Annotated in this window: 18 protein-coding genes; 1 reads left to right on the forward strand and 17 read right to left on the reverse strand. The window is 34.1% G+C overall.

Features of this window, described 5'->3' with window-relative positions:
* Window positions 1-73 precede the first annotated feature (73 nt).
* The 9 genes from pelA to P2W65_RS21060 form a co-directional block, all read right to left on the reverse strand.
* Entirely contained in the window at window positions 74-2,071 is a 1,998-nt protein-coding gene (pelA, locus tag P2W65_RS21020; RefSeq protein ID WP_289660897.1) for a pectate lyase, read from the reverse strand.
* Window positions 2,072-2,082: 11 nt separating this feature from the next.
* Entirely contained in the window at window positions 2,083-3,672 is a 1,590-nt protein-coding gene (locus P2W65_RS21025) for a glycoside hydrolase family 43 protein (protein ID WP_289660898.1), read from the reverse strand.
* A 126-nt stretch (window positions 3,673-3,798) separates the two neighbouring features.
* Window positions 3,799-5,025, reverse strand: a complete 1,227-nt coding sequence (locus P2W65_RS21030) for a glycoside hydrolase family 88/105 protein (RefSeq protein WP_289660899.1) — start codon at window positions 5,023-5,025, stop codon at window positions 3,799-3,801.
* A gap of 22 nt (window positions 5,026-5,047) precedes the next feature.
* Window positions 5,048-6,262 (reverse strand): glycoside hydrolase family 88/105 protein, encoded by a 1,215-nt coding sequence (locus P2W65_RS21035; RefSeq protein WP_289660900.1) that lies wholly within the window; start codon window positions 6,260-6,262, stop codon window positions 5,048-5,050.
* A 19-nt stretch (window positions 6,263-6,281) separates the two neighbouring features.
* The gene (locus P2W65_RS21040; protein WP_289660901.1) at window positions 6,282-7,502 is read right to left on the reverse strand and encodes a glycoside hydrolase family 88/105 protein; all 1,221 of its coding nucleotides are present in this window, start codon (window positions 7,500-7,502) and stop codon (window positions 6,282-6,284) included.
* Between the two features lie 31 nt (window positions 7,503-7,533).
* Entirely contained in the window at window positions 7,534-8,472 is a 939-nt protein-coding gene (locus P2W65_RS21045) for an alpha/beta hydrolase family protein (protein ID WP_289660902.1), read from the reverse strand.
* Window positions 8,473-8,575: 103 nt separating this feature from the next.
* Window positions 8,576-10,249 carry a RagB/SusD family nutrient uptake outer membrane protein gene (locus tag P2W65_RS21050; protein ID WP_289660903.1) on the reverse strand — a complete coding sequence of 558 codons (1,674 nt, stop codon included), beginning with the start codon at window positions 10,247-10,249 and terminating at the stop codon, window positions 8,576-8,578.
* A gap of 12 nt (window positions 10,250-10,261) precedes the next feature.
* Entirely contained in the window at window positions 10,262-13,393 is a 3,132-nt protein-coding gene (locus P2W65_RS21055; RefSeq protein ID WP_289660904.1) for a SusC/RagA family TonB-linked outer membrane protein, read from the reverse strand.
* Window positions 13,394-13,438: 45 nt separating this feature from the next.
* Window positions 13,439-14,869, reverse strand: a complete 1,431-nt coding sequence (locus P2W65_RS21060; RefSeq protein WP_434783366.1) for a glycoside hydrolase family 28 protein — start codon at window positions 14,867-14,869, stop codon at window positions 13,439-13,441.
* Between the two features lie 293 nt (window positions 14,870-15,162).
* On the opposite strand from P2W65_RS21060, the gene P2W65_RS21065 reads away from it, so the two are divergent.
* Entirely contained in the window at window positions 15,163-16,191 is a 1,029-nt protein-coding gene (locus P2W65_RS21065) for a LacI family DNA-binding transcriptional regulator (protein WP_179005532.1), read from the forward strand.
* Between the two features lie 255 nt (window positions 16,192-16,446).
* Here P2W65_RS21065 and P2W65_RS21070 read toward each other — a convergent pair whose 3' ends face one another.
* The 8 genes from P2W65_RS21070 to P2W65_RS21105 form a co-directional block, all read right to left on the reverse strand.
* The gene (locus P2W65_RS21070) at window positions 16,447-18,069 is read right to left on the reverse strand and encodes a UxaA family hydrolase (RefSeq protein WP_289660906.1); all 1,623 of its coding nucleotides are present in this window, start codon (window positions 18,067-18,069) and stop codon (window positions 16,447-16,449) included.
* A 41-nt stretch (window positions 18,070-18,110) separates the two neighbouring features.
* Window positions 18,111-19,556: a tagaturonate reductase gene (locus tag P2W65_RS21075; protein ID WP_289660907.1), complete on the reverse strand. Its 1,446-nt coding sequence runs from the start codon at window positions 19,554-19,556 to the stop codon at window positions 18,111-18,113.
* 220 nt (window positions 19,557-19,776) lie between these two features.
* A complete protein-coding gene (locus P2W65_RS21080) occupies window positions 19,777-20,445 on the reverse strand; it encodes a bifunctional 4-hydroxy-2-oxoglutarate aldolase/2-dehydro-3-deoxy-phosphogluconate aldolase (protein WP_289660908.1) in 669 nt (222 codons plus the stop codon).
* A 12-nt stretch (window positions 20,446-20,457) separates the two neighbouring features.
* A complete protein-coding gene (locus P2W65_RS21085; protein ID WP_289660909.1) occupies window positions 20,458-21,480 on the reverse strand; it encodes a sugar kinase in 1,023 nt (340 codons plus the stop codon).
* Between the two features lie 13 nt (window positions 21,481-21,493).
* Entirely contained in the window at window positions 21,494-22,897 is a 1,404-nt protein-coding gene (gene uxaC, locus P2W65_RS21090; protein ID WP_289660910.1) for a glucuronate isomerase, read from the reverse strand.
* A gap of 24 nt (window positions 22,898-22,921) precedes the next feature.
* The gene (locus tag P2W65_RS21095) at window positions 22,922-23,713 is read right to left on the reverse strand and encodes a gluconate 5-dehydrogenase (RefSeq protein WP_289660911.1); all 792 of its coding nucleotides are present in this window, start codon (window positions 23,711-23,713) and stop codon (window positions 22,922-22,924) included.
* Between the two features lie 4 nt (window positions 23,714-23,717).
* Window positions 23,718-24,557, reverse strand: coding sequence for a 5-dehydro-4-deoxy-D-glucuronate isomerase (gene kduI / locus P2W65_RS21100; protein ID WP_289660912.1), 840 nt, complete (start codon window positions 24,555-24,557; stop codon window positions 23,718-23,720).
* Window positions 24,558-24,656: 99 nt separating this feature from the next.
* On the reverse strand, window positions 24,657-25,973 hold the full coding sequence (locus P2W65_RS21105; RefSeq protein WP_289660913.1) for an MFS transporter: 1,317 nt from the start codon (window positions 25,971-25,973) through the stop codon (window positions 24,657-24,659).
* Window positions 25,974-26,007: the final 34 nt, after the last annotated feature.

Genomic DNA, 26,007 nt, shown 5'->3' on the forward strand with positions numbered 1-26,007 from the left:
TTTTTTTAGTTTTTTTAGTTTCCAATCGTAGTTTGTACAGTAAACTTTGACTGATTCTAATAATCAAAGCAAATTAATTTAAATACCAACTAGAAATTTTATCTTTAAGGATATTTTCTGTAGTATATTTTCCAGCTTCTTTTTTCGAAAGTTGGTGCGACCATTTGACTCTTTTAGATGGCTGAAAGCCATCACCAGTACAATTATATTCTGCATAAAAAGAGTTTTTTTCAGCTTCAGGTTTTGACCAATTTTCCCAGCCTTCTGATCTAATTTGTCTCCCCATGTCACAATTTACAAAGACAGTCTTGGCATAAATTCTCCAAGGTCGTCCTAAATAAACATCTTTAGCATCAGGGTTAGCTGTTAGTTTACAATTTTTGAAAACAAACCCAAAATCAGTTCCTTGTGGGGTTGACGCTGCTGTGATGTAGGAACTTTTAATACTATGAATGATACAGTTTTCAAATAAAGCAGTTGCTCCTCCGAAAATAAAATCTGTGGTTCCTTCTATGTAACAATCTTTGAAATATTGCTTTGCTTCTTTTCCTGATAAATATAAAGTGTCTTGGTTTCCTAAAAGATTACAATTTATAATTTTAGCACGATTTGCAACAACAGACAATGCAATTGCCTGACCACGCTCTCCTGATGAATTTTTAACAGTTAAATTTAATGCTGTAAAGTCATCTCCTTCTACTAAAATTGTAGATGTGTAAAAAGTACTATTTCTGCCAAGAGCTATTTTAGAAAAATTATCATCAAAAGTAATGATGGTATTTTCTTTACTTTCTCCTTTTAGAATTACATTATTATTCCATTCTGGAATTCGGACTTTTTCAGTATAAATTCCATTTTTAATGAATATTGTCACTTTTTCGTAAGGAAAAGCTGGGGTTGCGTAAACAGCATCCTGAATTTTTGTAAAATCTCCTGAACCATCTTGTGCTACAGTAATATAGTTTACATTTTTTTTATCTGCAGCACCAACTTTTGTTCCATTTTTAACCGCCCAGTCAGGAAACCTTTTTAAGACTTCATTTGGAGCATCTGAATACCATGAATAACCATTTCGGCGTTCTGAACCGATTTGATCAATCGACTTCTTTTTTATCCCGTCGCGATCACAAAAGAAAGGTTCATTAGTTTCTAAATCCATAAATCGAGCCCAGATAGGATCTGCATTTACAGCTGGAATCATTTTCTTATCTATAACTTTTCCTGCGTCATTTAAAACTCTCTTTTCTTCTAAATTGGTAATTTTCGTTTTTTCAAACCATTCAACAGCGCTTTTTACAGCTGTTACAATTTCTCTTGAAGGTTTGTCAATTGACATCAATAACAATACAATTTTTGCGGATTCATAACCGCTTAATGAAGCTAATTCAAAAGCTCTAGCGTTTGCGGGAGCAAAAGTAACTTCATCGTGCTGCGCGCACCATGCTGTTAAAACTCCGTTTTGTCTATACTGTGTTTTTAGGATGCATTCTATACCTTTGTCAAAAGCTTTTTTACATTTTTCTACAATTTCTTTTGATGGCTTAATACTGTAATAATCAGTTTCGTCTGCAACTGCTTTTATTACATTCAAAATATTTACCATCGAATCATCATTATAAGTAATATGTGTATAATATCCTTTTTTCAACGGATAAAATTGAGGCCAGCCACCATTTGGATATTGCGCTTCCAATAAATAATTAAGTCCACGCAGGAATGAGTCTTTATAACGCTCATCTTTTACCTGAGCATACATTCTAGACATAAAAAGTATTTCCTGAGAAGTTGCTCCATTGTCTGTTGTTGTTTCAACTGCAGTTTTTTTGAGTGCTACTAAATCCTTTTTCTGTTTTTCGGTCAGCTCGTCCTGCATCTGAATATTTTTTGGCCAGCCACCAATTTCTCTTTGGTATAGCAAAACATTCTCTGCAATTCTTTTCGCTTCATCCGATCCAAACCATACCGCATCATTCTTACGAATAATTTCTGGCCATCTTTTATAAGTATTCTGAGATTTTACAGCAAAACTGCAAAAACATAAAAAAAGGATTATTTGTTTTTTAAACTGCATTTTTTTCTTTCTTATTTAGTTACTCTAAACCAATCTACGGCTACATTTCCTGAATCATTTTTTACTTCTTCCCCTAAAGCAAAAAGTCCTACTTTGGCACCAATCCATTTTCCTTCTCTTGCTTTAAATTTAGTTCCTATTGTCTGATAATTTTTATCATCTAAACTATAGAAGAAGTTACATATAGCTCCTTTTTTGATTTGTACTCTCAAATAAATCGTATTGCTTTCTATTAATACCGATTTCGTTTCTGTTTCTGAAACCGTATTTGCAAAAGTTCCTGTTTTCTGATTTAGATATAATTTTCCGTTATCATTTTTAAAACAAAGTGCGCTAAAATCTAATCCCATAATAATTAAACCCGTTGATTCGCCATTTAATCTCGAATTAAAAGTCAGCTTTGTTGTTACAGTAAATTCTTCTGCTGGAAATTTTTGCATAAGTAAATTTGGTGCATTAAAAATGTTCTTAGTAGTGGTGTTACAGAACAAATTCAGATAACCCAAACTGGTTGGAAATCCAAAATTAACTTGTTTATTGGCCTGCCATTGCCATTGCAACCCTAATTTAGGTTCATTAAATTCATCTGAAGTTGCAGGTACTTCTATCGGATATTTTTTACCAACATTGGGTTTCTTATAAGTAATAACAGGTTCTCCTACTCCGTTTTTATCAAAATCTTCCCCCATAACCGGCCAGTCGTTTACCCATTTCATAGGCTGTAAATGAACAATTCGTCCATAAGCTCCCTTATCCTGAAAATGAAAAAACCAGTCTTCTCCTGTCTGAGTTGTTACCCAAGCACCTTGATGTGGCCCATTTATGATTGTAGAACCTTGTTCCAAAACTTTTTTCTTTTCATAAGGTCCAAAAACATTTTTAGATCTTAAAATAGTCTGCCATCCTGTTGGTACTCCTCCCGCAGGAGCAAAAATGTAATAATATCCTTTACGTTTATAAAACTTTGGACCTTCAATGGTTTCTTCTCCTTGATGTCCATCAATTACCATTACTTCATCATTGTTGACAACAGTACCCTCAGAATTCATTGTGCAAACAACCAATAAACTCTTAATTTGTGCACGGCTTCCTGCAAAAGCATGAGTCATATAAACTTTACCATCAGTATCCCAAAGAGGACTAGGATCAATTAGACCTCTTCCTGCTTTTACTAAAATTGGCTCAGACCAAGGTCCTTCTGCTTTTTTAGCTTTTATCATATAAATTCCGTAATCTGGATCTGGATAATAAATGTAAAATTCATTTTTATGATACGTAATACTTGGTGCCCACACCCCATTTCCATGCTGCACTCTGTCATAAGTTTCATAAGGGGGCTGTTTTGTAAGCGCATAACCAATAATTTTCCAGTTTACCAAATCTTTAGAATTTAATATAGGGAGTCCTGGAATACAATTAAATGAAGAAGCTGTCATATAATAATCATCGCCTACACGTACAACATCTGGATCTGAATAATCAGCATGGAGAATCGGATTTGTGTAGGTTCCGTCCCCATTATCAGGAATCCAGACTTGCGCTGTGCTTTTCTGAAAGAAAAAAATGGAGAGCAGCAAAAGGATGATTTTTAAATTTTTCATTATAGAAGTATTTGACTTTTAAGAGACCTAACAGGTTTTAAAAACCTCTTAGATTTTCTTGTAAATTTTATATTCAAAACAAATCCGATAGGTTTTAAAACCTGTCGGATTTGTTGAAATAATTTTTTATCTATTCAATTCTAAAGCTGCCAAAATAAATGGCCCCGTAGCTTTAGGATCATTGTCTTTTTTTCTTTCGTTCACATAATATTCGTAAGATCCATCGCGGTATGGAGTTCCTCCAAGACCAGCAACTTGACAGCAGTTTGTTAATGTTATACCTCCATCTTCATCTACTTTTTTGATTAAAACTGTAGTCAATCCATCAAAAGCCTTGTTTGCCGCTTTTTTAAACTTGGCTGGCAAATAACCATTATTAGCTCCTTTTGCATAAGCGTAAGCAAACATAGCCGAACCAGAAGCTTCTAAATAATTTCCTTTTTCGCCTCCTTTATCTGTTACCTGATACCATAAACCCGAAGATTTATCCTGAAATTTAAGAATAGCCTCAGATGCATTGTTTAGATATTTAACCAATTCTTTATATTTTGGATGCTCTTTTGGCATATAATCCAGAACATCAACTAATGCCATTACGTACCAGCCTAAAGATCTAGACCAGAAATTTGGAGAATTTCCTGTTTCTTTATTAGCCCAAGGCATTTGTTTGCTTTCGTCCCAACCATGGTATAAAAGACCTGTTTTTGGATCTGTCGCTTTAAGTTGTATCAACTCAAATTGTTTCGCTATATCGTCGAAGCTTTTACCATTTTCAAATTTAGCTGTATACTCAGCATAGAATGGTTCTCCCATATACAAACCATCTAACCACATTTGATTTGGGTAGATTTGTTTGTGCCAAAATCCACCGCTAGGAGTTCTTGGCTGTTCTGTAAGCTGTTTGCGGATTAACTGCAATGCTTTTAAATATTTCTCGTCTTTTGAATAAGCATAGACGTCAAAAAGCAAACGTCCAGGCAAAACCAAATCAATATTATATTTATCAAACTCATAAGTATTGATACTTCCGTCCGTTTGTACCAATTGATCTACATAACCTTTTACGTAAGCTTTGTATCTTGGATCTGGATTCTTTTTGTACAACTCCTCGATTGAATGAAGTACTAAAGCATGAACATAATCCCACTTTGGTTTCTTGGCATCGTCCAGCATATAAGATTCAGGATGGCGTTTCATTAATGTCAAAGCCATTTTATCAGACCATTTCGCATTCTTTGCAATTACAATGTCTTTTTTTGCTGGTTCCTGAGAAGTTACTTTACAACTTGTAATGGTCATAACACAGATCATTAAAACCGACATCAAATAACTTTGCTTTCTATTGTTTTTCATTTCAAAATATATTTAAATTCTATTATTTTTCTAATTCTATTGCTGCTAAAATAAAAGGCCCTAATCCATGTGAATTGTCTACTTTTATTTTCTCATTTATATAATACTCGTACGAACCATCTCTAAAAGGATTTCCTCCTAATCCTGCACTTGCACAAACTTGAGTAATGTGTATTTCGCCATCATCATCAACTTTAACCAAATCTTTTATAACAGCTTCAAAACCTTTAACTGCAAGTTTTTTATAACTAGCTGGCAAATATCCTTTTTTTACACCTTTTGCAAAAGCATAAATAAACATCTCAGAACCAGAAGCTTCCAAATAGTTTCCTTTCCTATTACCCGCATCAGTAACTTGATACCATAATCCCGAAACGTCTTGATATTTGGCAACAGCTTTTGATATCTCATTTAAATATTCTATAAGTTCTTTTCTTTTAGGATGCTCTTTTGGCATATAATCCAAAACGTCTACCAAAGCCATCATATACCAACCGATAGATCTTGACCAGAAGTTTGGAGAAGTTCCTGTTTCTTTATTTGCCCACTCCATCTTTTTACTTTCATCCCAAGCATGAAATAGAAGTCCTGTTTTTTTATCTAATGTATGAAGATATATTTGTTCAAATTGCTTTACAATATCATTAAAATCTTTTCCATTATTGAATTCAAACGTATAGCGGGCATAAAAAGGAGTTCCCATATACAAGCCATCAAGCCACATTTGGTTTGGATAAATCTTTTTATGCCAAAACCCTCCAGAATTTGTTCTTGGATGCGTTTCTAATTGTTTTCTCAATTGTTTGATCGCTGTTAAAAATCTGCTGTCGTTTGTCTGCTTATAAAGATCAAAAAGTGTTTTTCCAGCATTAATATAATCTATATTGTAATCTTCGAGTTTGTAATTTGTAATCTCTCCTGAATTACTAATTACCGTTTCATAATAGTCTCTAATATAATTTTCGTAAACTGGATTTTTTGTCTTTTGATACAGATTTTCAAAAGCGGTCATAACCAAACCTAATTTATAATCCCATTTGGGTTTATCATTATTATCAATCTGCCATGCTTTTGGAGCGCGCTTCATTATAGAAAGTGCCATTCTTTCTGACCATTTTAAATCTTTTGAAATTACAATTAGGCTTTTGGAAGTTTCCTGTGCTGCAACATTCAAAAATGAAAAAAGCATCAATCCAAAAGAAATAGCTAAAACAAAATATTTTTTCTTTCTATTCATATTAAAAACTATCAATCATTTATTTGTCTAATTCTACCGCGGCTAGTAAAAATGCTCCCAGTCCAATTGCTCCATTCTCTTTTGTTTTTGCTGTAAGATAATATTCGTTTGTCCCATCCCGAAAAGGCTTTCCTCCTAAACCTACATTCGACGATACATTCAAAACATTTATTTCTCCTTTTTTATCCACTTTTATAAATTCTTTTATAAAACTTTCAAAAGATTTTTTTGCTGTCGATTTATAACTTCCACCCAAATACCCCCTGTTGGTTCCTTTTGCAAAAGCATAAATAATCATTCCAGATGCAGATGGTTCAACATAATTTCCAAATTTTTCTGGTTTATCTGCTACCTGATACCACAAACCTGATTCACTTTTGTATTGATTTACATTCTTTGCAATCTGATTCAAATACCCAACCAAAACTTTGTATTTTGGATGTGACTTCGGAAAATAATCTAAGGTTTCTACTAAAGCTACCATATACCAGCCAATTCCCCTTCCCCAAATTGTTGGCGAAGTCCCTGTTTGCTTATCTGCCCAGCCAATTTCTTTGCTTTCGTCCCAAGCCTGATACACTAAACCCGTTTTTTTATCTACAAGATGATTTTGAACCAATTCAAACTGTTTTGCAACATCATCTAAACTCTTTCCTTTCTCATATTTAACAGTAAACTGAGTATAAAATGGTTCTGCCATATACAAGCCATCAATCCACATTTGGTTTGGGTAAATCTGTTTGTGCCAGAATCCTCCGCTAGCAGTTCTTGGCTGCGTTTCTAATTGTGTTCTTAGCTTTCCTATTATCTCAAAATAGCGTGAATCCTTAGTAATTTCATACAAATTAAAAAGCAGTTTCCCCGGATTGAGATAATCTATATTGTATACCTTAGCATCATATTTTTTTATATTTCCAGTACTGTCAATCATTTCATCAACATATTCTTTAATATAATTCAGGTATTTTTTATCATTTGTTTTTTGATATAATTTTTCAAAACCTGACAATACAAATCCCATTTTGTAATCCCATTTTGGTTTTTCGTTTTCATCGAGCTTCCAAGCCTGCGGATATCTGTTTAAGATCGTTAGCGCCATTCTTTCCGACCATTTTAAATCATAAGGAATTATATTTTTTTCTGATTCGTTTTGATTCTGAGCTATTGTTTTAAAACCTAAAAAAAGTAATAAAACAATTGCCGTTTTAAGATTAATCTTTGTAAGTAGAGATTTACACATAATTTTTATTGGTTTAGATTTTCATTCTAAATTACTTAAAAATTTTATCTAAAAATCCTACAGTATATGAAATTGTCTCTCCAAACCAAGGTTCATAAAACCAAAAAGAATGAGGAGAATCTGCAATCGTATGTACTTCATTATAAATCTTATATTCATTCAAAATTTTAATCATATCATCTCTTCCCGCATGAAATCTTGGAATACTGCTGCAGATATATAAGGTTGGCGGTGTATTTTTATCGGTATGAGTTAAAGCAGACGCATTCTTCCAGTTTTCAGGAATCTCATTTGATTTCCCGCCTAACCAAAATGCAGCCACTTCTCCTTCTGTAGATTCTGGGTGTTTCATTGCCAAAACTCCGTCTACATCGATTATTGCATTTACTTTTGATGATGATTTACTTTTGAAACTCTTGTCTTCAAAAATTGCATTATTATTTGTTGTGCCAATTAAAGCTGCCATCTGTCCTCCCGCTGAACAACCTAAAACAGCTATTTTATTAGGATCTACATTAAATTTTGAAGCATTGTCTTTGATAAATTTTATAGCATTTTTTACATCAATAACTCCAGTCGGATATTTGGCTTCTAATGACAATCTGTATTCAATAGAAAAAGTAGTATACCCTTTTGCTGCTATTTCTTTTCCTAAAAACTGCATCTGATCTTTATTTCCTGATCTCCATCCGCCTCCGTGAATCATAATTACAGCTGGATTTTTTTTCTGTTTTTTGTTGATAAACGCGTCAAAATGAAGCACTCTTTCTTTTTCTTTATTGTAAACTAAATCAAACATTTCCTGAACATCTGGATTTGGTTTAACTTCTGGAATAGTAATAAAAGGATGTTTCTTAATTAATTTGGCGTAAGTACTTTTTATGGTATAAGAGGAATCAATCTGATATTGCTGACTTTGAGCAGCTACAGCATATAAAAATATAACTAAAATTAACTTCAATTTTTGCATTTCACTTTCCATTTTACAAGTCAAGAAAAGAGTTTGACACTTATTAATCAAACTCTTTCTCAACTACTTCAAAAAACAATAGTCTCAAAAAACTAACAAATTACTAATAACCAGGATTTTGAGGAAAATCTTTGTTTTGGTTTAAATCCAAAACTGTTTGCGGTATTGGTCTTAATATTTTAAGCTTTCCATCTACTCCAACAAAATTAGCTGCCTTAATTTTATAATTATAAGCAGAAGCTCTTGCAACCAATGTTCCAGTACGTTTTAAATCGAACCAGCGCTTATATTCTCCTAAAAGCTCTCTTCCTCTTTCATCTAAAACATAATCTATGTTGAATTGTGCAATTGTTGCATTTGCTACACCTGCTCTTTTTCTAACTTCATTTAAACGATCTAAACCTGTTGAAGGCACACCTGCTTTTAAATACGCTTCAGCGGCAATTAAATAGGTTTCTCCTAGTCTTGAAATAATGATATCTCTTGTACTAACTGGCCCTGTGCTTGAAGGTGTTGTTGGATCTGGATCATCGAATTTCTTAACTGGAATAGTATAACAATCTAGGTTTTTAATTAAAGTATGTGCTGCAGAATATTCCCCCCAAGGATGATAAACAAATGTAGCTGATAATCTAGATGCATTCGTAGTCATCCAAGCTGTTTTATCAGCTGGTGTAAACCATTTTGGTTCATAAAAGTGTCTTACCTTTAGTGATGCTGGATTTGTACTTCTATAGTATGGATAATATAAAATTGTTTTTGTTACTCCATTTGTTGTTTCTGGGCCTTCAACAATTTCTGTCATGAAAGTAGCATCCCATCTTTTATCTCCTTTTTCATATAAACCTAAAGCATAATCTGTTGGACATAAATTATAACTTCTTAATGGAGCTCCAGTCTCAGCACCTCCTAAATAAGAACTAAAATAGTAAAACTGATTATTCCCTAATTTTGTTGGATCTGTACTTGTAGAGGCCTTATCATATTGCACAGAGAAAATTGTTTCAACATTTAAATCATTTCCAGGTTTAAATAACTGATCAGCAGCAACTGTTAAAGTCTGCCCAGCAATAGCAGCATCAGCATAAGCTGCCGCTTTTGAAAAATCATCAGCTTTTCCAAAAGTTTCATATCCTCTTGTTAAATATACTTTAGCTAACAAATCGTTTACCGCTCTTTTATTTACTTTTCCTGATGCGCTGTAAGCATTAGTTCCAACATTAGCTAAAGCAAAATCTAAATCACTTATAATCTGTGTATACACTTCCTCTGCAGTATTTCTTTTAAAAGACAAAACTGGCACTGTAATATGCTCATTAACAACAGGCACACCTCCATAAGTCTGCACTAATAAGAAGTAAGCTTGTGCTCTTAAAAATCTTGCTTCTCCAACTAGAGTGTTTAAATTTGAAGTCTGTTCTGTTACTGTTGAATAATAAATTGTTTTATTAACTGATTGAATTAACTGATAACACGGAGTATATAAATCAGCAACATTGTCAGATGATGGTATCAAAAGTGTATATTGACTTAAACCTGCAGGTTCTGGTCCTCTTCCTTCTGCATACATATCTGTTCCTGCTTCAAACAACCATGGATTACCTCCGTAAATACTTTTAAGCCATGCATAATTTGTATTTACTAATAATTGAAATCCAGATGCTGTTTTATAAGTTGCATCTGCAGGCACATAAGAACGGCTGTCTTCTTCAATATAATCACTGCATGAACTTACAGATACAGCGAATATTCCTAACATTATTATTATTTTTTTCATTTGATATCTTTATTAAAATTTAACACTTAATCCTAATTGCGTAGTTACAGATGCTGGACGGTTTACACCAAACGGCGAAGCTGCCCATTCTGGATCATAACCATCAAATTTTGTAAACACAAATGGATCTAAAACATTTACATAAACTCTTAAATTTGAGATTTTTAGTTTCTTTAATAAATCAGAATTTAATGTATAACCTAAAGATATATTTTTAATTTTCACGTAAGAAGCGTCTCTATAATATCCAAATAAAGAAGTCCAATAAGCACCTGCTCCAGTTGCAACTGGACCCGGTCTTGGGTTTGTATTGTTAGCATTTGCTGCGATTCCGGTGCCATTAGTTGGAATGAAATAATCCATTGCTAATTTCTGGCGTCCACGATCACTTACATCCGCAAAGTTTTGATGAAAAGTACTCAAGACAGTTTGTCCTTGACTTGTTAAAACGGAGAAGTTAAAATCAAACTGGCCAACAGTCAATTTTGAATATAAACTTCCCTGCCATTCAGGATTTGGATTACCAATAACAGTTCTATCATCTTGATTGAATTTGCCGTCTCCATTTAAATCTTTTGGTCTTGCTTGTCCTGGAGCCATTCCGTAAGATGCAGCCTGTGCTGCTTCACTTTCCTGCCAAACTCCATCATAAACATAATTGTAATTAGGATTTAATGGCGCGCCAAGTATCAATTTGTTACCAATATCACTTACTTTATCCTGATTGTAAATGGACTCTAATTTATTCACGTTTTTAGTAAATGTAAAAGTAGTTTCCCAATTCACATTTTTAGATTTTATGTTTTTTGTCGTCAATAAAACCTCGATACCTTTGTTGCTAACAGAACCTACATTGGCAAATGTATTTTTCCATCCTGATTCAGCAGGTAATTGCTGTTTATATATTAAATCATCTGATAATCTATCATAAACATCTACAGTACCCGAAATTCTATTTTTCAAGAATCCAAAATCGATACCTAAATTGTACTCTCTTGTTTTTTCCCAAGTTAAATCTGGATTAGCTAAGTTTTCTGACTGCCATCCTGAAACCACATTTGCTCCCGCTGCGTAAAATGTCTGTTGGTTTAATAATGCTTGAGAAGTATAAGGAGCAACGTTGTCATTTCCTGTATAACCTAAACTAGCGCGTAGTTTTAAATCTGAAACTACTGAACTGTTTGCTAAGAAAGATTCCTTGCTGATTTTCCATCCTAATGCTACAGAAGGGAAACTCTGCCATTTATTACCTTGAGATAAAACAGAAGAACCATCCCATCTTGTTGAGGCAGTAACTAAATATTTATCCTTATAGGCGTAGTTTAAACGAACTGCATAAGAGTTTAATGTATTCTTTGCATAAGAAGATTTCACTACATAACTGGTCTGCACACCAGATCCCATATTATCAGTACCTACATCAAAAGGCTGATTATTTGAATATAAAGAAGAAAACTCATCCACATTTGAGTACAAACTCTGTAATAACAACACACTAAAATCATGAACTTCATTAAAAGTATGTTTTAAATCAATTTGGTTATCCCATGTATAATTGAAGTTATTGGAATTTTCTAGAGTCGCTGAGTTTTTTCCGTTTAGTGTTACACCGGCATTAGTCTGTGCTGTATATGCTTTAGATCCTTGCGTATCCATAACTCCTGCTGCAAAAGTTGTTTTGAACGAAAGCCATTTAAGTGCTTGATACTGGAAATAAGCATTACCCACTGTCTGCCATGTTTTTTCTGTCTGAGAAGAGTTTGCAATCTCCATTAAAGGATTTACAGTAGATGTTTTATTAATTGCCCAAGAACCATCAGGATAAGTCAATTTACCTGGAAGAAAAAATAAAGTTCCTACTTTTTCATTTCCTGCAGCGTCTACTGCCCAGGGAGACATTAAAGGACTTAATCTAAATGCATCCTGCATCGCTAAGTCACTTCCTAATTGATTATCTAATCTAGCAATTGTAACATTTACTCCTGTAGAAAATTTATCATTAATTTTATGATTTAATCCTAATTTGAAAGAGTATTTGTCTGTCGAATCATTATCGATAAGACCTCTGTCGCTCTGAATTCCAAATCCTAAGTTATAACTCATTCCTGAGTCTGAACGACCTGAAATATTTAAATAATTGTTTTCAGTCATTCCTGTTTTAAGTACGGCATCGTACCAATCAAAATTATAACCGCTGTTGGCACGAGAAACTAACAATGGACTCTGATTACCTGCTAAAGCCGCTAATTGAGCCGGAGTTTGAGTTGCAGGTGTAGCGCTCATATAAGCAACTTGATGAAATTTCCACCATTCTTCTCCTGACATCATTTTAGGCAATCTTGCTGCGGTCTTATTTCCATAAGAAGTATCAAAAGTTACACTAATACCAGCCTTTGCACTTGTACCGCTTTTGGTTGTTACAATGATAACTCCATTTGATCCTCTAGAACCATAAATTGCGGCTGAAGAAGCATCTTTCAAAACATCCATTCTGGCAATATCCTGCGGATTCAAGAAATCAATTCCATCCATAGGAACACCATCTACAACATATAAGGGCGAAGAACCTACCATGCTCGGATTACTAGAATCTGCAATTAGTGAATTATTCCCTCTAATTACAACTTTAAATCCATCTCCAGCACGACCTGAAGAAGATGAAATCTGAACTCCTGGTGTACTACCCTGAATTGCCTCTAAAGGACTAATCGTATTTCTTTCTGTAATTGTTGCAGCATTAATCGTACTAACGGAACCTGTCAAATCTGTCTTCTTTACAGAACCATATCCAACAACTACAACTTCATTTAATGAATTAGATTGCTCTGCAAGACTTACGTTGATTTTTGTTTTTCCTGCAACGCTAATTTCTTGTGTCTGAAAACCTAAATAACTAATAATCAAAATCGCTTTTGAATTAGTTACATTTATTTTGAAACTTCCTTCAAAATCAGTTGAAGTTCCATTTTTAGTTCCTTTTTCCTGAATATTTACACCAGGCAGCGATAATCCTGCCGCATCTGTAATTTTTCCTTCTATTGTGGCTGATTGAGCATTAATCGTATTGCTCAGTAGAAAATTTAAGAAAAATAAAAATACAATCTTGTATTTTATTTTTCTCTTTAGTGGTTGATTAATTTTCATAAGTTTTTTTAAGTGGTTTTTTGGTTAATAGTTACTAGTTTTAATTTAATCTACTTTCTTTCCATTTATATAGGTATTTATAAAGTTTATATTTTTTACATTCTTCAATAAATAGACGGAATCTACTTTTTGAATTTTTACATTTTTTAATGTGATGTTTTCAACTGGTGACGCTGCATATCCATCTGCCCAAACACTGTACTTACCTCCGTTTTTTACATTTACATTTTCTAAACTGACATTTCTGATTGTTGGAATAAAATTTCCTGTTTGAGATCCGTAAACGTTATAGAACATATTCAGTTTTAAAACACATTCTTTTACAGTTCCTACTTCAAGATTTCGAACAAAAATATTTTCGGTAACTCCCCCTCTTTTTGAATTGGTTTTAATGCGAATAGCACGATCTAGATTTGGACTGTCCATGACGCAGTTTTCAACAAAAACATTATTTACTCCTGCCGAGATTTCACTTCCAATCACGACACCACCATGCCCATCAATCATTTTGCAGTTTTGAACTATAATATTTTTACTTGGAATTGCTACTCTTCTTCCATCTCCATCTCGTCCAGCTTTAATTGCAATACAGTCATCTCCTGTATTGAACGTACAGTTTTTAATTACAACATTTTGAGAATATTCAGGATCACAACCGTCATTATTTGGACCGTGGCTGTTAACCGTTACGCCGTCAATAATCATGTTATTGGTTTTTATTGGATGCAAAATCCAAAAAGGAGAATTTATAATGGTTACATCTTTTACCAGTGCTGTATTACATTCAAAAAATTCAATAAAATTGGGACGCAGATATCTTCCTTCTCCAAAAACTCTCTCAGACACAGGAATTCCTTTTTCTGCCATATCTACTAAAACCTCGCGATTTGTTGGGTCGTTCTGAGATGGAGTGCCTTTATTCCAGCCGTAGTTTTTGCTTCCAGCCCAAATCCACCAATTGGTACTGTCTGCCTGACCATTTAAAGTGCCTTTTCCAGTAACGGCTATGTTTGTTTTGTTTTTAGCATAAATTAATGGAGAATAATTCATTACTTCTGTCCCTTCCCAAGAAGTATGAACAATTGGATAATCTTTTGGATTTAGGCTAAAAAGAATTTCTGCATTATCAGCTAAATGTAGGTTTACATTGCTTTCTAAATGAATTGCACCAGTCAAATATTTTCCGTTTGGAACTAAAACTTGACCACCGCCATTTGAAGCACATTCTTTTATTGCTTTTTCAAATGCTGCTGTATTCAATGTTTTACCATCTGCAACAGCACCAAAATCATTTATGTTATATATTTTATTAGAAAAATGAGTTTGCGGAATACCTTTTAAAACCAATTCCATTTTCTTCCAAGGATTACCAGTATTAGAAGAACCTGAAGAAACCTTTTTAGCGCATGATATCACTATGACGCTTAAAGCGGCTGAAAATAAAACTCTTTTGAATGAGGTGTGCTTAATTATCATCATCTGTTTGGTAATTTTCCTATTATACTCCCGAAAACGTTATAGATTAATTGTAATCGATTACACGAAAGTAGAAAAATTGTTCTAAGAGACCAAATTAATTTAGAAAAAAATTATATATTTAATTTTTATTGCAAAATTTAATTACATTTAATGCAAAAATTTATATAATTTATTATCATTGTAAAACCTAAATCGTTTGAGTTTTGAATTATGGTAATCGATAACAATTTTTATTACATAATGAAAAAAAATGTATTTTTGTCTAAAATAAACCGATAAACTTTTTTTGAATGAGTGAAAAAGTAACTATTTATGATATTGCTGAAAAACTAAACATCACTGCTGCAACGGTTTCGAGAGCTTTAAACAATAATCCTAAAATTAAAGAAGCAACTCGCGAGCTGGTGATCAAAACTGCCGCGGCGATGAACTACAAGCAAAATAAATTAGCACTGGCTTTAAAAAGCGGTCGAAGTAATAATATCGGAGTTATTGTACCTCGTATTGACAGCAACTTTTTCGCCTCTGTTATTCGAGGAATAGAAGAAGAACTTTATCCTCATGGTTATCAAGTTATCATCTGTCAAACACACGAAAGCATTAAAAGAGAGAATGAAAACCTTCATACTCTTGTAGATGCACAAGTAGACGGCATCATGATGTCAGTTACTGGTGTTTCTAATGAAAATGACAGCGCTTTCAGAAATGTATTAGAAAAAAATGTACCGCTGATATTTTTCGATAGAAGCAAACATATTGATGGCGTTAGTTCTGTTACCATTAACGACTTTAAAGGCGGTTATCTAGCCACTAAACACTTAATCGATGAAGGCTGTAGAAATATTGCACATTTTTCTGGTGATCAATCATTAGATATCTTTAAAAACAGGTTTTTAGGCTATAAACAAGCTTTACTAGACAATGGAATTGAATTTAAAGAAGAATATGTAATCTATACTAAAAGTGCCGTTGATGCTGGAAAAGAATCTGTAGACAAGCTTTTACAACTAGAAACACCTCCAGACGCTCTTTTCTCTTCAAGTGATTTTGCTGCATTAGGTGCAATTCAAGAACTTAAAGAGCGAAATATCAGTATCCCGAACGAATTTTGTGTTGCTGGATTCAGTAACGAACCGTTTACGAAGTTCATGGAATTATCAATTACTTCTGTAGATCAGTCACCATTAGAAATGGGAAAAATGTCTGCTCGTGTTTTCTTAGAGCAAGTAGACAAAACAGATACTATAAAAATCGAAAAAAAGGTTGTTTTAGCACCCGAATTACACATTCGTAAGTCTTCTGCTAAAACCAACTTTTAATTTTTTTTACCATATAAGTTATATAAGCTCATTTTAGAATGGGCTTTTTTTTATGGAAGCTCTAACGGAGCGAAATATTTAGGTAGCAGAAAAATATGTCGCTCCTCCAGAACTTTTGTTTGTCTGTCTTATCGCAATTCTATAAATATTTTACTCCGCTGGAGCACTCTCTATAAAAAAAAGAAACGCACTACTGTGCGCCTCTACATATAAACCTTTGTCTCTTTGTAACTCTTTTACTTTGAGCCTAAAAAACTAAAGCGACACCCCTCTTTTCCAAGGAATAAAATCGTTTTGATTTAAAATAGCTGCTTTTGTCTTAATGTTACCGCTGGCAATATCAATAATAAACTCCAGCATTTCGTCTGCCATTTCATCAATTGATTTTTCTCCAGTGATAATTCCACCAGTATCAATATCAATAATATCAGACATTTTGTTTGCTAATTGTGTGTTTGATGAAATCTTCACAACTGGCGCGATTGGGTTTCCTGTTGGAGTCCCTAAACCTGTTGTAAACAATACCATATTCGCTCCAGAACCTACCATTGCAGTTGTACATTCTACGTCATTACCTGGCGTACACAACAATGTAAAGCCTGGTTCATTAATATATTCTCCATAATCGTAAACACCTGTAATTGGCGATGTTCCACCTTTTTTAGCAGCACCTGCCGATTTCATAGCATCTGTAATCAAACCGTCTTTAATGTTACCTGGAGAAGGATTCATATCGAATCCTGAACCTGCATCAACAACTGTTTTTTCGTACCACTTCATCAAGTCTAAGAAACGTTTTCCATCCTTATCATCTATACAACGGTTTACTAATTCCTGTTCTACTCCACATAATTCAGGAAATTCAGAAAGAATTGTAGTTCCTCCCAAAGCAACTAAATGATCAGATAACACTCCCAATGTTGGGTTTGCAGAAATCCCAGAGAATCCATCAGATCCACCACATTCTAAACCAATTCTTAATTTAGATAATGGCGCTGGTTCTCTCTTGATTTCGTTTGCTTTTTTAATCGCTTCAAAAGTGTCTTTCACCACACTGTTCAACATCGTTTCAATTGTTCCAATAGACTGCTGATCGTAGATCAAAACAGGCTTTTTACTATTTGGATTGATTGCATCTAAAGCGTCTTTAAAAATAGAAATCTGAAGATTCTGGCATCCTAAACTCAAAACAGTTGCTCCAGCCACGTTTGGATTATTTACATAACCCGCCAAAAGCTTAGCCAAACTATGAGAATCCTGACGAATTCCACCACAACCACCTTGGTGCGTGATGAATTTAACCTCGATATTATTGAATAGATTGGCATCATTTGAAGCTTCTTGATTTCCTGCTCCACCTGTTTCTGATTTCACCAAAGAACGCAACAATAACTGATAATCGTTCTCTTTCGGTTTCATTAATTCTTTTTCAAAAATATCTTTTAAGATTTCGATGTTTCTGTTTTCACAAAAAACTAATGGAAAAAATAACCAAACATTTTCTGTTCCAACCTGACCATCTTCTCTGTGATAGCCCTGCCACGTTCTGTCTTTCCATTTATCGACATTAGGTGCATTCCAGCCAATAGTTTCCGTTTTACCAGTAACTTTATCACTTTCGTGTTTTACGTTTGCTGTAGAAAGTAAACCGCCTTTCTCGATTCTAGCGCTTGCTTTCCCAACCAAAACACCATACATAATGATTCTGTCCCCTACATTAAAAGGAACCATTGCAATCTTATGTTTCATTTTTACGTCAGACTCTACGGTAATTGATTGTCCTTCAAAATCAATCACTTCGCCTGCAGTAAGATCCACCAAAGCAACCGCAACATTATCGGTTGGGTTAACTTTTATTAATTTTTTCTGCGTTGCCATAATTAACCTTTGTTCTTTGTTTTTTTTCTTGTGTGTTTTTTTTATTTTATTCTTTCTTGAAACTTCGCAAAACCTGTTTCAATTCCGTTTGAATCTATTTCTTCTAATGCAATTGTAATTGCTCTTGTCAATCCAGGAATTTCAGTTAAATCTTGATCCCAGAAACCTTTATTTTGTAATGTTAAACGAGCGATTTTTTCATAGTCATCTGATTTCCACAAACCATCAAAAAATAAAACAATATCTTCGCCATCTTTAACCGGTAAACTTTGTCCATTCCAAGTTCCTTTGTAGAAACGAATTAAACTCGCCAATGAAAAAGTCAAATTAACAGGCAATTTTTTGTTAGCATTATAATATCCTAATAAACTAGGCAAAACTCTTACTTTGAATTTCGATACAGAATTTAATGCAATATCAGCAAGTGCATGTTTAATAAATGGATTTTTAAATCGATCCATTACTTCCTCAGAATAGGCCGTAATTTCATTTTTATCCATATCAAGAGTTTCACTAATTTCACTAATAACGCTATTTACAAATTTTCCGGTAAAATCTCCGTTAACAGTTTCCACTACTAATTTATTACCGTGCAAAAGTGAAAAAGGAACCATTGCCGTATGCGCACCGTTTAAAATACGAACTTTAATCATTTTAAAAGGACGTATATCGTCAACGATTTTTACATTCAAATCTGTTTTGTGAAAAGGCAATTTTGCTTTTAGCTCATCTCCACCTTCAATAGCCCAAAGGAAAAAAGGTTCAGCCGCAACAATTAAATTGTCCTCATAATCTAATTTATTATTGTATTCTTCGATTTCAGCTCTTGGATATCCAGGAACAATTCTGTCAACCAAAGTACTATGATAGGTACAAGAATCTGATACCCAAGTTTTAAATGTATCTTCTAGTTTCCATAAATCAACATATTGTAAAATATATTTTTTAAGCGTCTCAGAATTATAATCAATTAATTCACAAGGAATTATTGTAACTCCTTTAGAAGCATCTCCATTAAAATGTTTAAATCTTTCATATAATAAAACCGTCAATTTTGCAGGAAATGACACTGGTGGTTGCATTTCTGGAGTATCACTTTCAATAAATTCAATTCCAGCTTCTGTAGTATTAGAAACGATAAACTGAAGCTCTTCTTCTTTAGCTAAAGCCAAATAATTTGAAAATTCAGTATATGGATTTATAGTTTTTACAATATTATTAATTAACACAATATCTTGTATCTTTTCACCTTTTTTAATCCCGTTCATAAACAAGGTATAAAGACCATCCTGAGCATTAATCATATTTACCATACCGTCTTTCAAAGGTTGAACTACAGCAATACCAGCATTAAAATCAACTTCTTTATTCAGTTTGTCAAAAGCATAATCAACAAAGGCTCTTAAAAAGTTACCTTCTCCAAACTGAACTACCTTAATTGGCTGTAACTTTTCTAATCCTGTATTTATTCTATTTAATTTTTTCATTTTAAATTTTCTTTAATGCGTTATAAATAACCATTTACAAACCCTATTTCATCATTTCTGCCTTTTAAATTGTAAAAGAAACATTACACCAGATTGAATAAAATAAAGCCGGCTGTGAGGAATGGCTAGCTAAATTTTTCAAGCGTAATGTTCAATTACAATCTCTAAAAATCTAAAAAAAACTTATAAAATAAGGAGTTGGCATGATTACCCCTTAATCTTATTTTCTAATATCTTTAATAATATCAAGAACCTGTTTCACTTTTGAAGTAAGTCCGTCGAAATCTTTCTTTTCTAATATGTCTTTTGAAATCAATTGCGATCCTAAACCAACACAAGTTGCTCCAGCATTCAACCATGAACTTAAACTTTCCACTGTTGGATAAACTCCTCCTGTCGGCATAATATTTGTCCATGGACACGGCCCTTTTATGGCTTTGATAAATTCAGGCCCGTAAGTATCAGCTGGAAATAATTTCACGATTTCACAGCCTAATTCTTCTGCTCTTGTGATTTCTGTTAATGTGCCGCATCCAGGAGACCACAATACTTTTCTGCGGTTGCAGGCTATTGCAATATCTTCCCTGAAAACAGGAGTTACAATAAAATTTGCGCCTAAACTCATATATAACGAAGCCGAAGCTGCATCTGTAATAGAACCTACTCCCAAGATCATTCCCGGAAGTTCTGCCAGAGCATATTTGTTCAGCGCTCCGAAAACCTCATGTGCAAAGTCGCCTCTGCTGGTAAATTCCATCAATCGGGAACCGCCGTCGTAACAGGCTTTCAATACTTTTTTACTCAATTCGATATCAGAATGAAAAAACAACGGAACCATACCATTCTCTTTCATGGTCTGAGCCACTTCTATTCTTGAATATTTTGCCATTTTATTTTAAAATTATCTTGATACTAATGCAGAACCATCACCATCAATCATATTTTCAACTTCTTTTAAAGTAACCAGATTATAATCTCCTGCAATTGTATGTTTCAAACAGCAGGCTGCAACTGCAAAGTCTAATGCTCTTTGGTTATTATTTTGATATTCTAACAATCCGTAAATTAATCCGCCCATGAAAGCATCACCGCTTCCAACTCTGTCCACTACTGGAGTCACTTCTTTTACTTTTGCACTGTAAACTACTTTTCCATCATACAAAATTCCGCCAATTCTTTGGTGTGAAGCGCTAACTGAATAACGAAGCGTTGTTGCAGCAATCTGCAGATTTGGAATCAATTCAAACAGTTTATCGTATACTGCTGGAAGTGATTTTTCATCCTGATAATTCGGATTTACTTTAGGAATACCCAGCATAAAATAAGCCGTGTCAATATCTCCTAAAATCACGTTGCTGTATTTAAGCATCTCCGGCATCACCTCACTCGGAGTTTTACCGTACTGCCATAGTTTAGATCTGTAATTTAAATCACATGAAATTTTGATTCCTTTTTTGTGGGCGGCTTTAATAGCTTCCAAACAGGCTTCTGCCGCAGTCTGGGAAATTGCAGGCGTAATACCGCTCCAGTGGAACCATTCAGCACCTTCTAAAACTTTATCCCAGTCAACCTTCCCTTTTTCGATAGTTGACATCGCACTGTGTGCACGATCGTAAACTACGTTACTGCCACGAGTTCCTGCTCCAGTTTCCAGAAAATAAATACCTAAACGTTCTCCTCCGTAAACAATGTTTTTAGATTCGACGTTCATTTTTCTGATTTCTTTCAATGCAGAAAATCCAATTTCATTTTCCGGCAATCTTGTTACAAATTCAGCATTTACACCATAATTCGCCAAAGAAACACATACGTTGAATTCTCCGCCTCCATATGTAGCACCAAATGCCGTAGACTGTGAAAAACGCAAATGTCTTTCTGTCGATAATCGAAGCATAATTTCTCCAAATGCAACTACTCTACTCATTGTAAATACCTAATTAAAAGTTGAAATATTCTTTAGCGTTGTTGTATGAAATATCAGAAACCAACTTTCCAATCCATTCCATATCATTTGGAAGTTCTCCACGTTTAATTTCATCTCCTAAAAGATTACATAAAATACGTCTGAAATATTCGTGTCTTGGGAATGATAAGAAACTTCTAGAATCTGTCAACATTCCAACAAAACAGCTAATTAATCCCATATTGGAAAGCGCATTTAACTGCTTTGTCATTCCATCTTTTTGATCTAAGAACCACCATCCTGAACCAAATTGTACTTTTCCACGAACGCTTCCGTCGTTGAAATTTCCAATCATTGTTGCCATAACTTCGTTATCAGCAGGATTTAGGTTATAGATAATCGTTTTGCTTAATTTATCTTTACTGTCTAAAGCATTTAAGAAACCTGAAAGTTTTTGTGCCTGAGGATAATCTCCAATAGAATCCCATCCTGTATCCGGGCCTAAAATTCTGTGCATACGAGCATTGTTATTACGCAAAGCTCCTAAGTGAAACTGCTGTACCCACCCAAATTCATGATACGTTTCGCATAAGAAAATTAAAACAGCACTTTGGAATTTTAAAGCTTCTTCTGGTGTTATGATTCTGTTTTCTCTTTTCTTTTTGAAAATGGCAGTAATTTCAGATTCTGTAAATTCTTCAAAATAAATTTGATCTAAACCGTGGTCACTTAATTTACATCCGTTAGCATTAAAGAATTCAATTCTGTTTCTTAATGCAGCCTGTAAATCAGTAAAAGTATTAATTGCAATACCGGACACATCCCCTAATGTGTCCAGATATGCATTATAACCATCATTAGCAATTAAGATGGCTTTATCAGGTCTGAAAGCCGTACTCATTTTGATTCCAGTCGAATTGTTTGCGAATTTCTTGTGATATTCTAAACTGTCAATTGGATCCTCTGTCGTACAAACTAATTCAGCATTTACTTTTTTAAGAAGGTTTTGCGTACTGTAAGCTTGAGAATTTATTTTCTCAGTAGTTTCGATATAAATTTTCTCTGCTGATTTTTCATTTAACAAATCATAAATATCAAAATAGCGCGCTAATTCTAAATGTGTCCAGTGGTACAAAGGATTACGCATCGTGTACGGAACTGTTTTTGCCCAGTTTAAGAACTTATCTTTATCTGAACCATTTCCTGTTACAAACTGCTCGTTGATTCCTAAAGTACGCATTGCTCGCCATTTGTAGTGATCGCCGTTGATCCATACATTCGTAATATTATCAAAAATCTTATCCTCAGCAATAAACTGCGGGTTTAAGTGATTATGGTAATCAATAATTGGCTGGTTTTTAGAGTAATTATGATATAACTCTTCAGCGTATTTATTTTCTAATAAAAAATTGTCGTGTATGAATGTATTTGCGCTCATGTCTTTTTAAATATAATTTGAGAATTATTCTTCGTTTGAAGGTTTTCCTATTGTTGCAAGGATTCCACCGTCAACATATAAAATGTGACCGTTTACAAAATCACTTGCTTTGGAAGATAAAAATATTGCCGCTCCAGCTAAATCACTTGGATCTCCCCATTTTGCAGCAGGAGTTCTACTAATGATAAAATCATTAAACGGATGCCCGTCAACTCTAATTGGTTTTGTTTGTTCTGTTGCAAAATAACCTGGCCCAATTCCATTAATCTGAACATTATATTTTGCCCATTCTGTTGCCATGTTTTTTGTCAGCATTTTCAAGCCTCCTTTTGCAGCAGCATAAGCAGAAACTGTATTACGGCCTAATTCGCTCATCATAGAACAAATGTTGATAATTTTGCCTTGTCTTCTTTGAATCATTCCTTTTGCAACATGCTTAGAAACGATAAACGGACTTACTAAATCAATATCCACCACTTCTCTGAAATCAGAAACTTCCATATCTAGAAGCGGAATTCTTTTAATAATTCCGGCGTTATTAATCAAGATATCAATTGGCCCAACTTCGTTTTCAATTTTTGCAACAGCTTCTTTTACTTCCTGCTCTTCAGTTACATTAAACTTGTAACCTACTGCATTAATGCCTTCACTTTTTAATTCGTTTACAGCATTATCAATTTTTTCTTGAGAAGAATTTCCATTCACAACAATCGTTGCTCCTGCTTGCCCAAGTCCTTTTGCCATTGCCATTCCCAGTCCGTGAGTACTTCCTGTAATAAGGGCAACTTTTCCTTGTATGTCAAATAAGTTTGTCATTTTCTTATCTTAAATCAGTGATTTTACAAACATCCATATCTCCGTAATCCAAGTTTTCACCTGCCATTCCCCAGATAAAAGTATAGTTGCTGGTTCCTGAACCTGAGTGAATTGACCAAGGCGGCGAAATTACAGCCTGATGATTGTTCATCCAGATATGTCTTGTTTCTTGTGGCTGTCCCATAAAATGGCAAACTGCTTGGTTTTCTGTAATATCTAAATAAAAATAAACTTCCATTCTACGATCATGTACGTGAGCTGGCATTGTATTCCAAACACTTCCAGGTTTCAATTCTGTCATTCCCATCTGCAATTGGCAAGTTGTTACCACACTTCCAATAATCATTTGATTCACGGTACGGTGATTTGCAGTTTCCATTGTTCCCAACTGTAATTTATTAGCTTCAGCTAAACTTACTTTTTTAGTAGGATATGTTGTGTGTGCTGGGGCAGAGTTCAAATAGAATTTAGCTGGATTTTTGCTGTCATCACTTTTAAAAACAACTTCTTTATTTCCCGCTCCAATGTATAAAGCATCTTTAAATCCTAATTCGTAAGTTGTCCCTTCTACTAAAACAGAACCACTTCCTCCTACATTAATAATTCCAAGTTCTCTTCTTTCTAAAAAATAAGGCGCTTTAAGCGGATCGATTGTTTCTAAAGCTAAATCACCTTTTACTGGAACTGCAGAACCTGCAATGTATCTGTCGTAATGAGAATAAACCAGTACCACTTCATCTTCCTGCATTAAATCATCAATTAAGAATTCTTCTCTCAATTGTTGTGTATCATATTTTTTTACAGCTTCTGGGCTTGACGCGTATCTTGAACTATATTTTGTCATAATTTCTATTTAATGTAATCGATTGCACAAAATTAATTTTTTATATTGAAAAACCATAATTCAAACCAAAAATTATTTCGAATGAATCATTTTTGTTTTTTATAACTCCACTTTTTTCATTCTTGGAACTAGGATATGCATAATCAGCCAAGCCAATAAATACGAAGCTCCACAGATACAAAACATAATAAAATAACCCGTTTCTATCTTACCTATTTTAGTGTAATAAACAAACATATTTTTCTGCACCAACAAGGTTAATAAGATTCCGCCAAGTGCTCCAAACATTCCTCCCATTCCTGTAACCGATGCTGTAGCTTTTTTTGGAAACATATCTGAAACTGTTGTAAAAATATTTGCACTCCAAGCTTGATGCGCTGAAACAGCTAAACCAATAACCAAAATAGCAAACCAAATATTTATTGTTCCCAATTGCTGTGCAAATAAAACAGGTAAAACTGCAAAAGCATACAACAACATACTTGTTTTTCTTGCCTTATAAGCCGGCCAATTGTTATTTATTAATTTTAGCGGAAGCCATCCTCCACCAATACTTCCTATACTTCCAATCATGTAAACTAGAGCGCAAGGCCAAATAATTTCAGTAGCTGTAAGCTTATACTGTTTCATCAAGAAATCTGGCAACCAGAACAAATAAAACCACCAAACTGGATCTGTCAATAATTTACCAATGGCAAAAGCCCATGTCTGGCGAAATGAAAGCAACTTTATCCAAGAAACTTTTTCTTTTGATTCTTCTACCGGTTCTTCTAACTTATCTGATGTAATATATTCTAATTCTGCTTGAGATAAACGTTTCTGTTTCTGAGGTACTTCATAAAATAAAAACCATAAAGCAAGCCATACAAAACCAACAATTCCAGTTATAATAAAAGCCCATTGCCAGCCATATTTTTCTGCAATGTGAGGAACTGTTAGCGGCACAATAATAGCCCCTATATTACTTCCTGAATTGAAAATTCCAGTAGCTAAAGCTCTTTCTTTCTGCGGAAACCATTCAGCTGTTGCTTTTATTGCTGCCGGAAAATTTCCAGCTTCTGTAACTCCTAAAAACACGCGGGCTATTAAAAAACCTCCAGTTCCTGTTGCCAATGCATGTCCAATTGCCGCTAAACTCCATAAACCAGTTGCAATTGCATAACCCAATTTAGTCCCTAACTTATCAATAATTCCTCCCGCAACCAGCATCCCTAAAGCGTATGCAATTTTAAATGCCAATTCGATATTAGAATAATCAATAACTTCTTGCTCTGGCGTCCAATGAAACGCTTCTGCCAAAAAAGGCCTAAGGTAACTTATTACATTCCTATCGAGATAATTGACAGTTGTAGCAAAAAATACTAAACTGCAAATAGTCCAACGGTATTTTCCTATTGCTGCATTAGCTTGGTTCATGATGTGGTTTTGGTTTAGGTTGGTTAGTTAGTGT

The organism is Flavobacterium panacagri, assembly GCF_030378165.1.
GTDB lineage: Bacteria > Bacteroidota > Bacteroidia > Flavobacteriales > Flavobacteriaceae > Flavobacterium > Flavobacterium panacagri.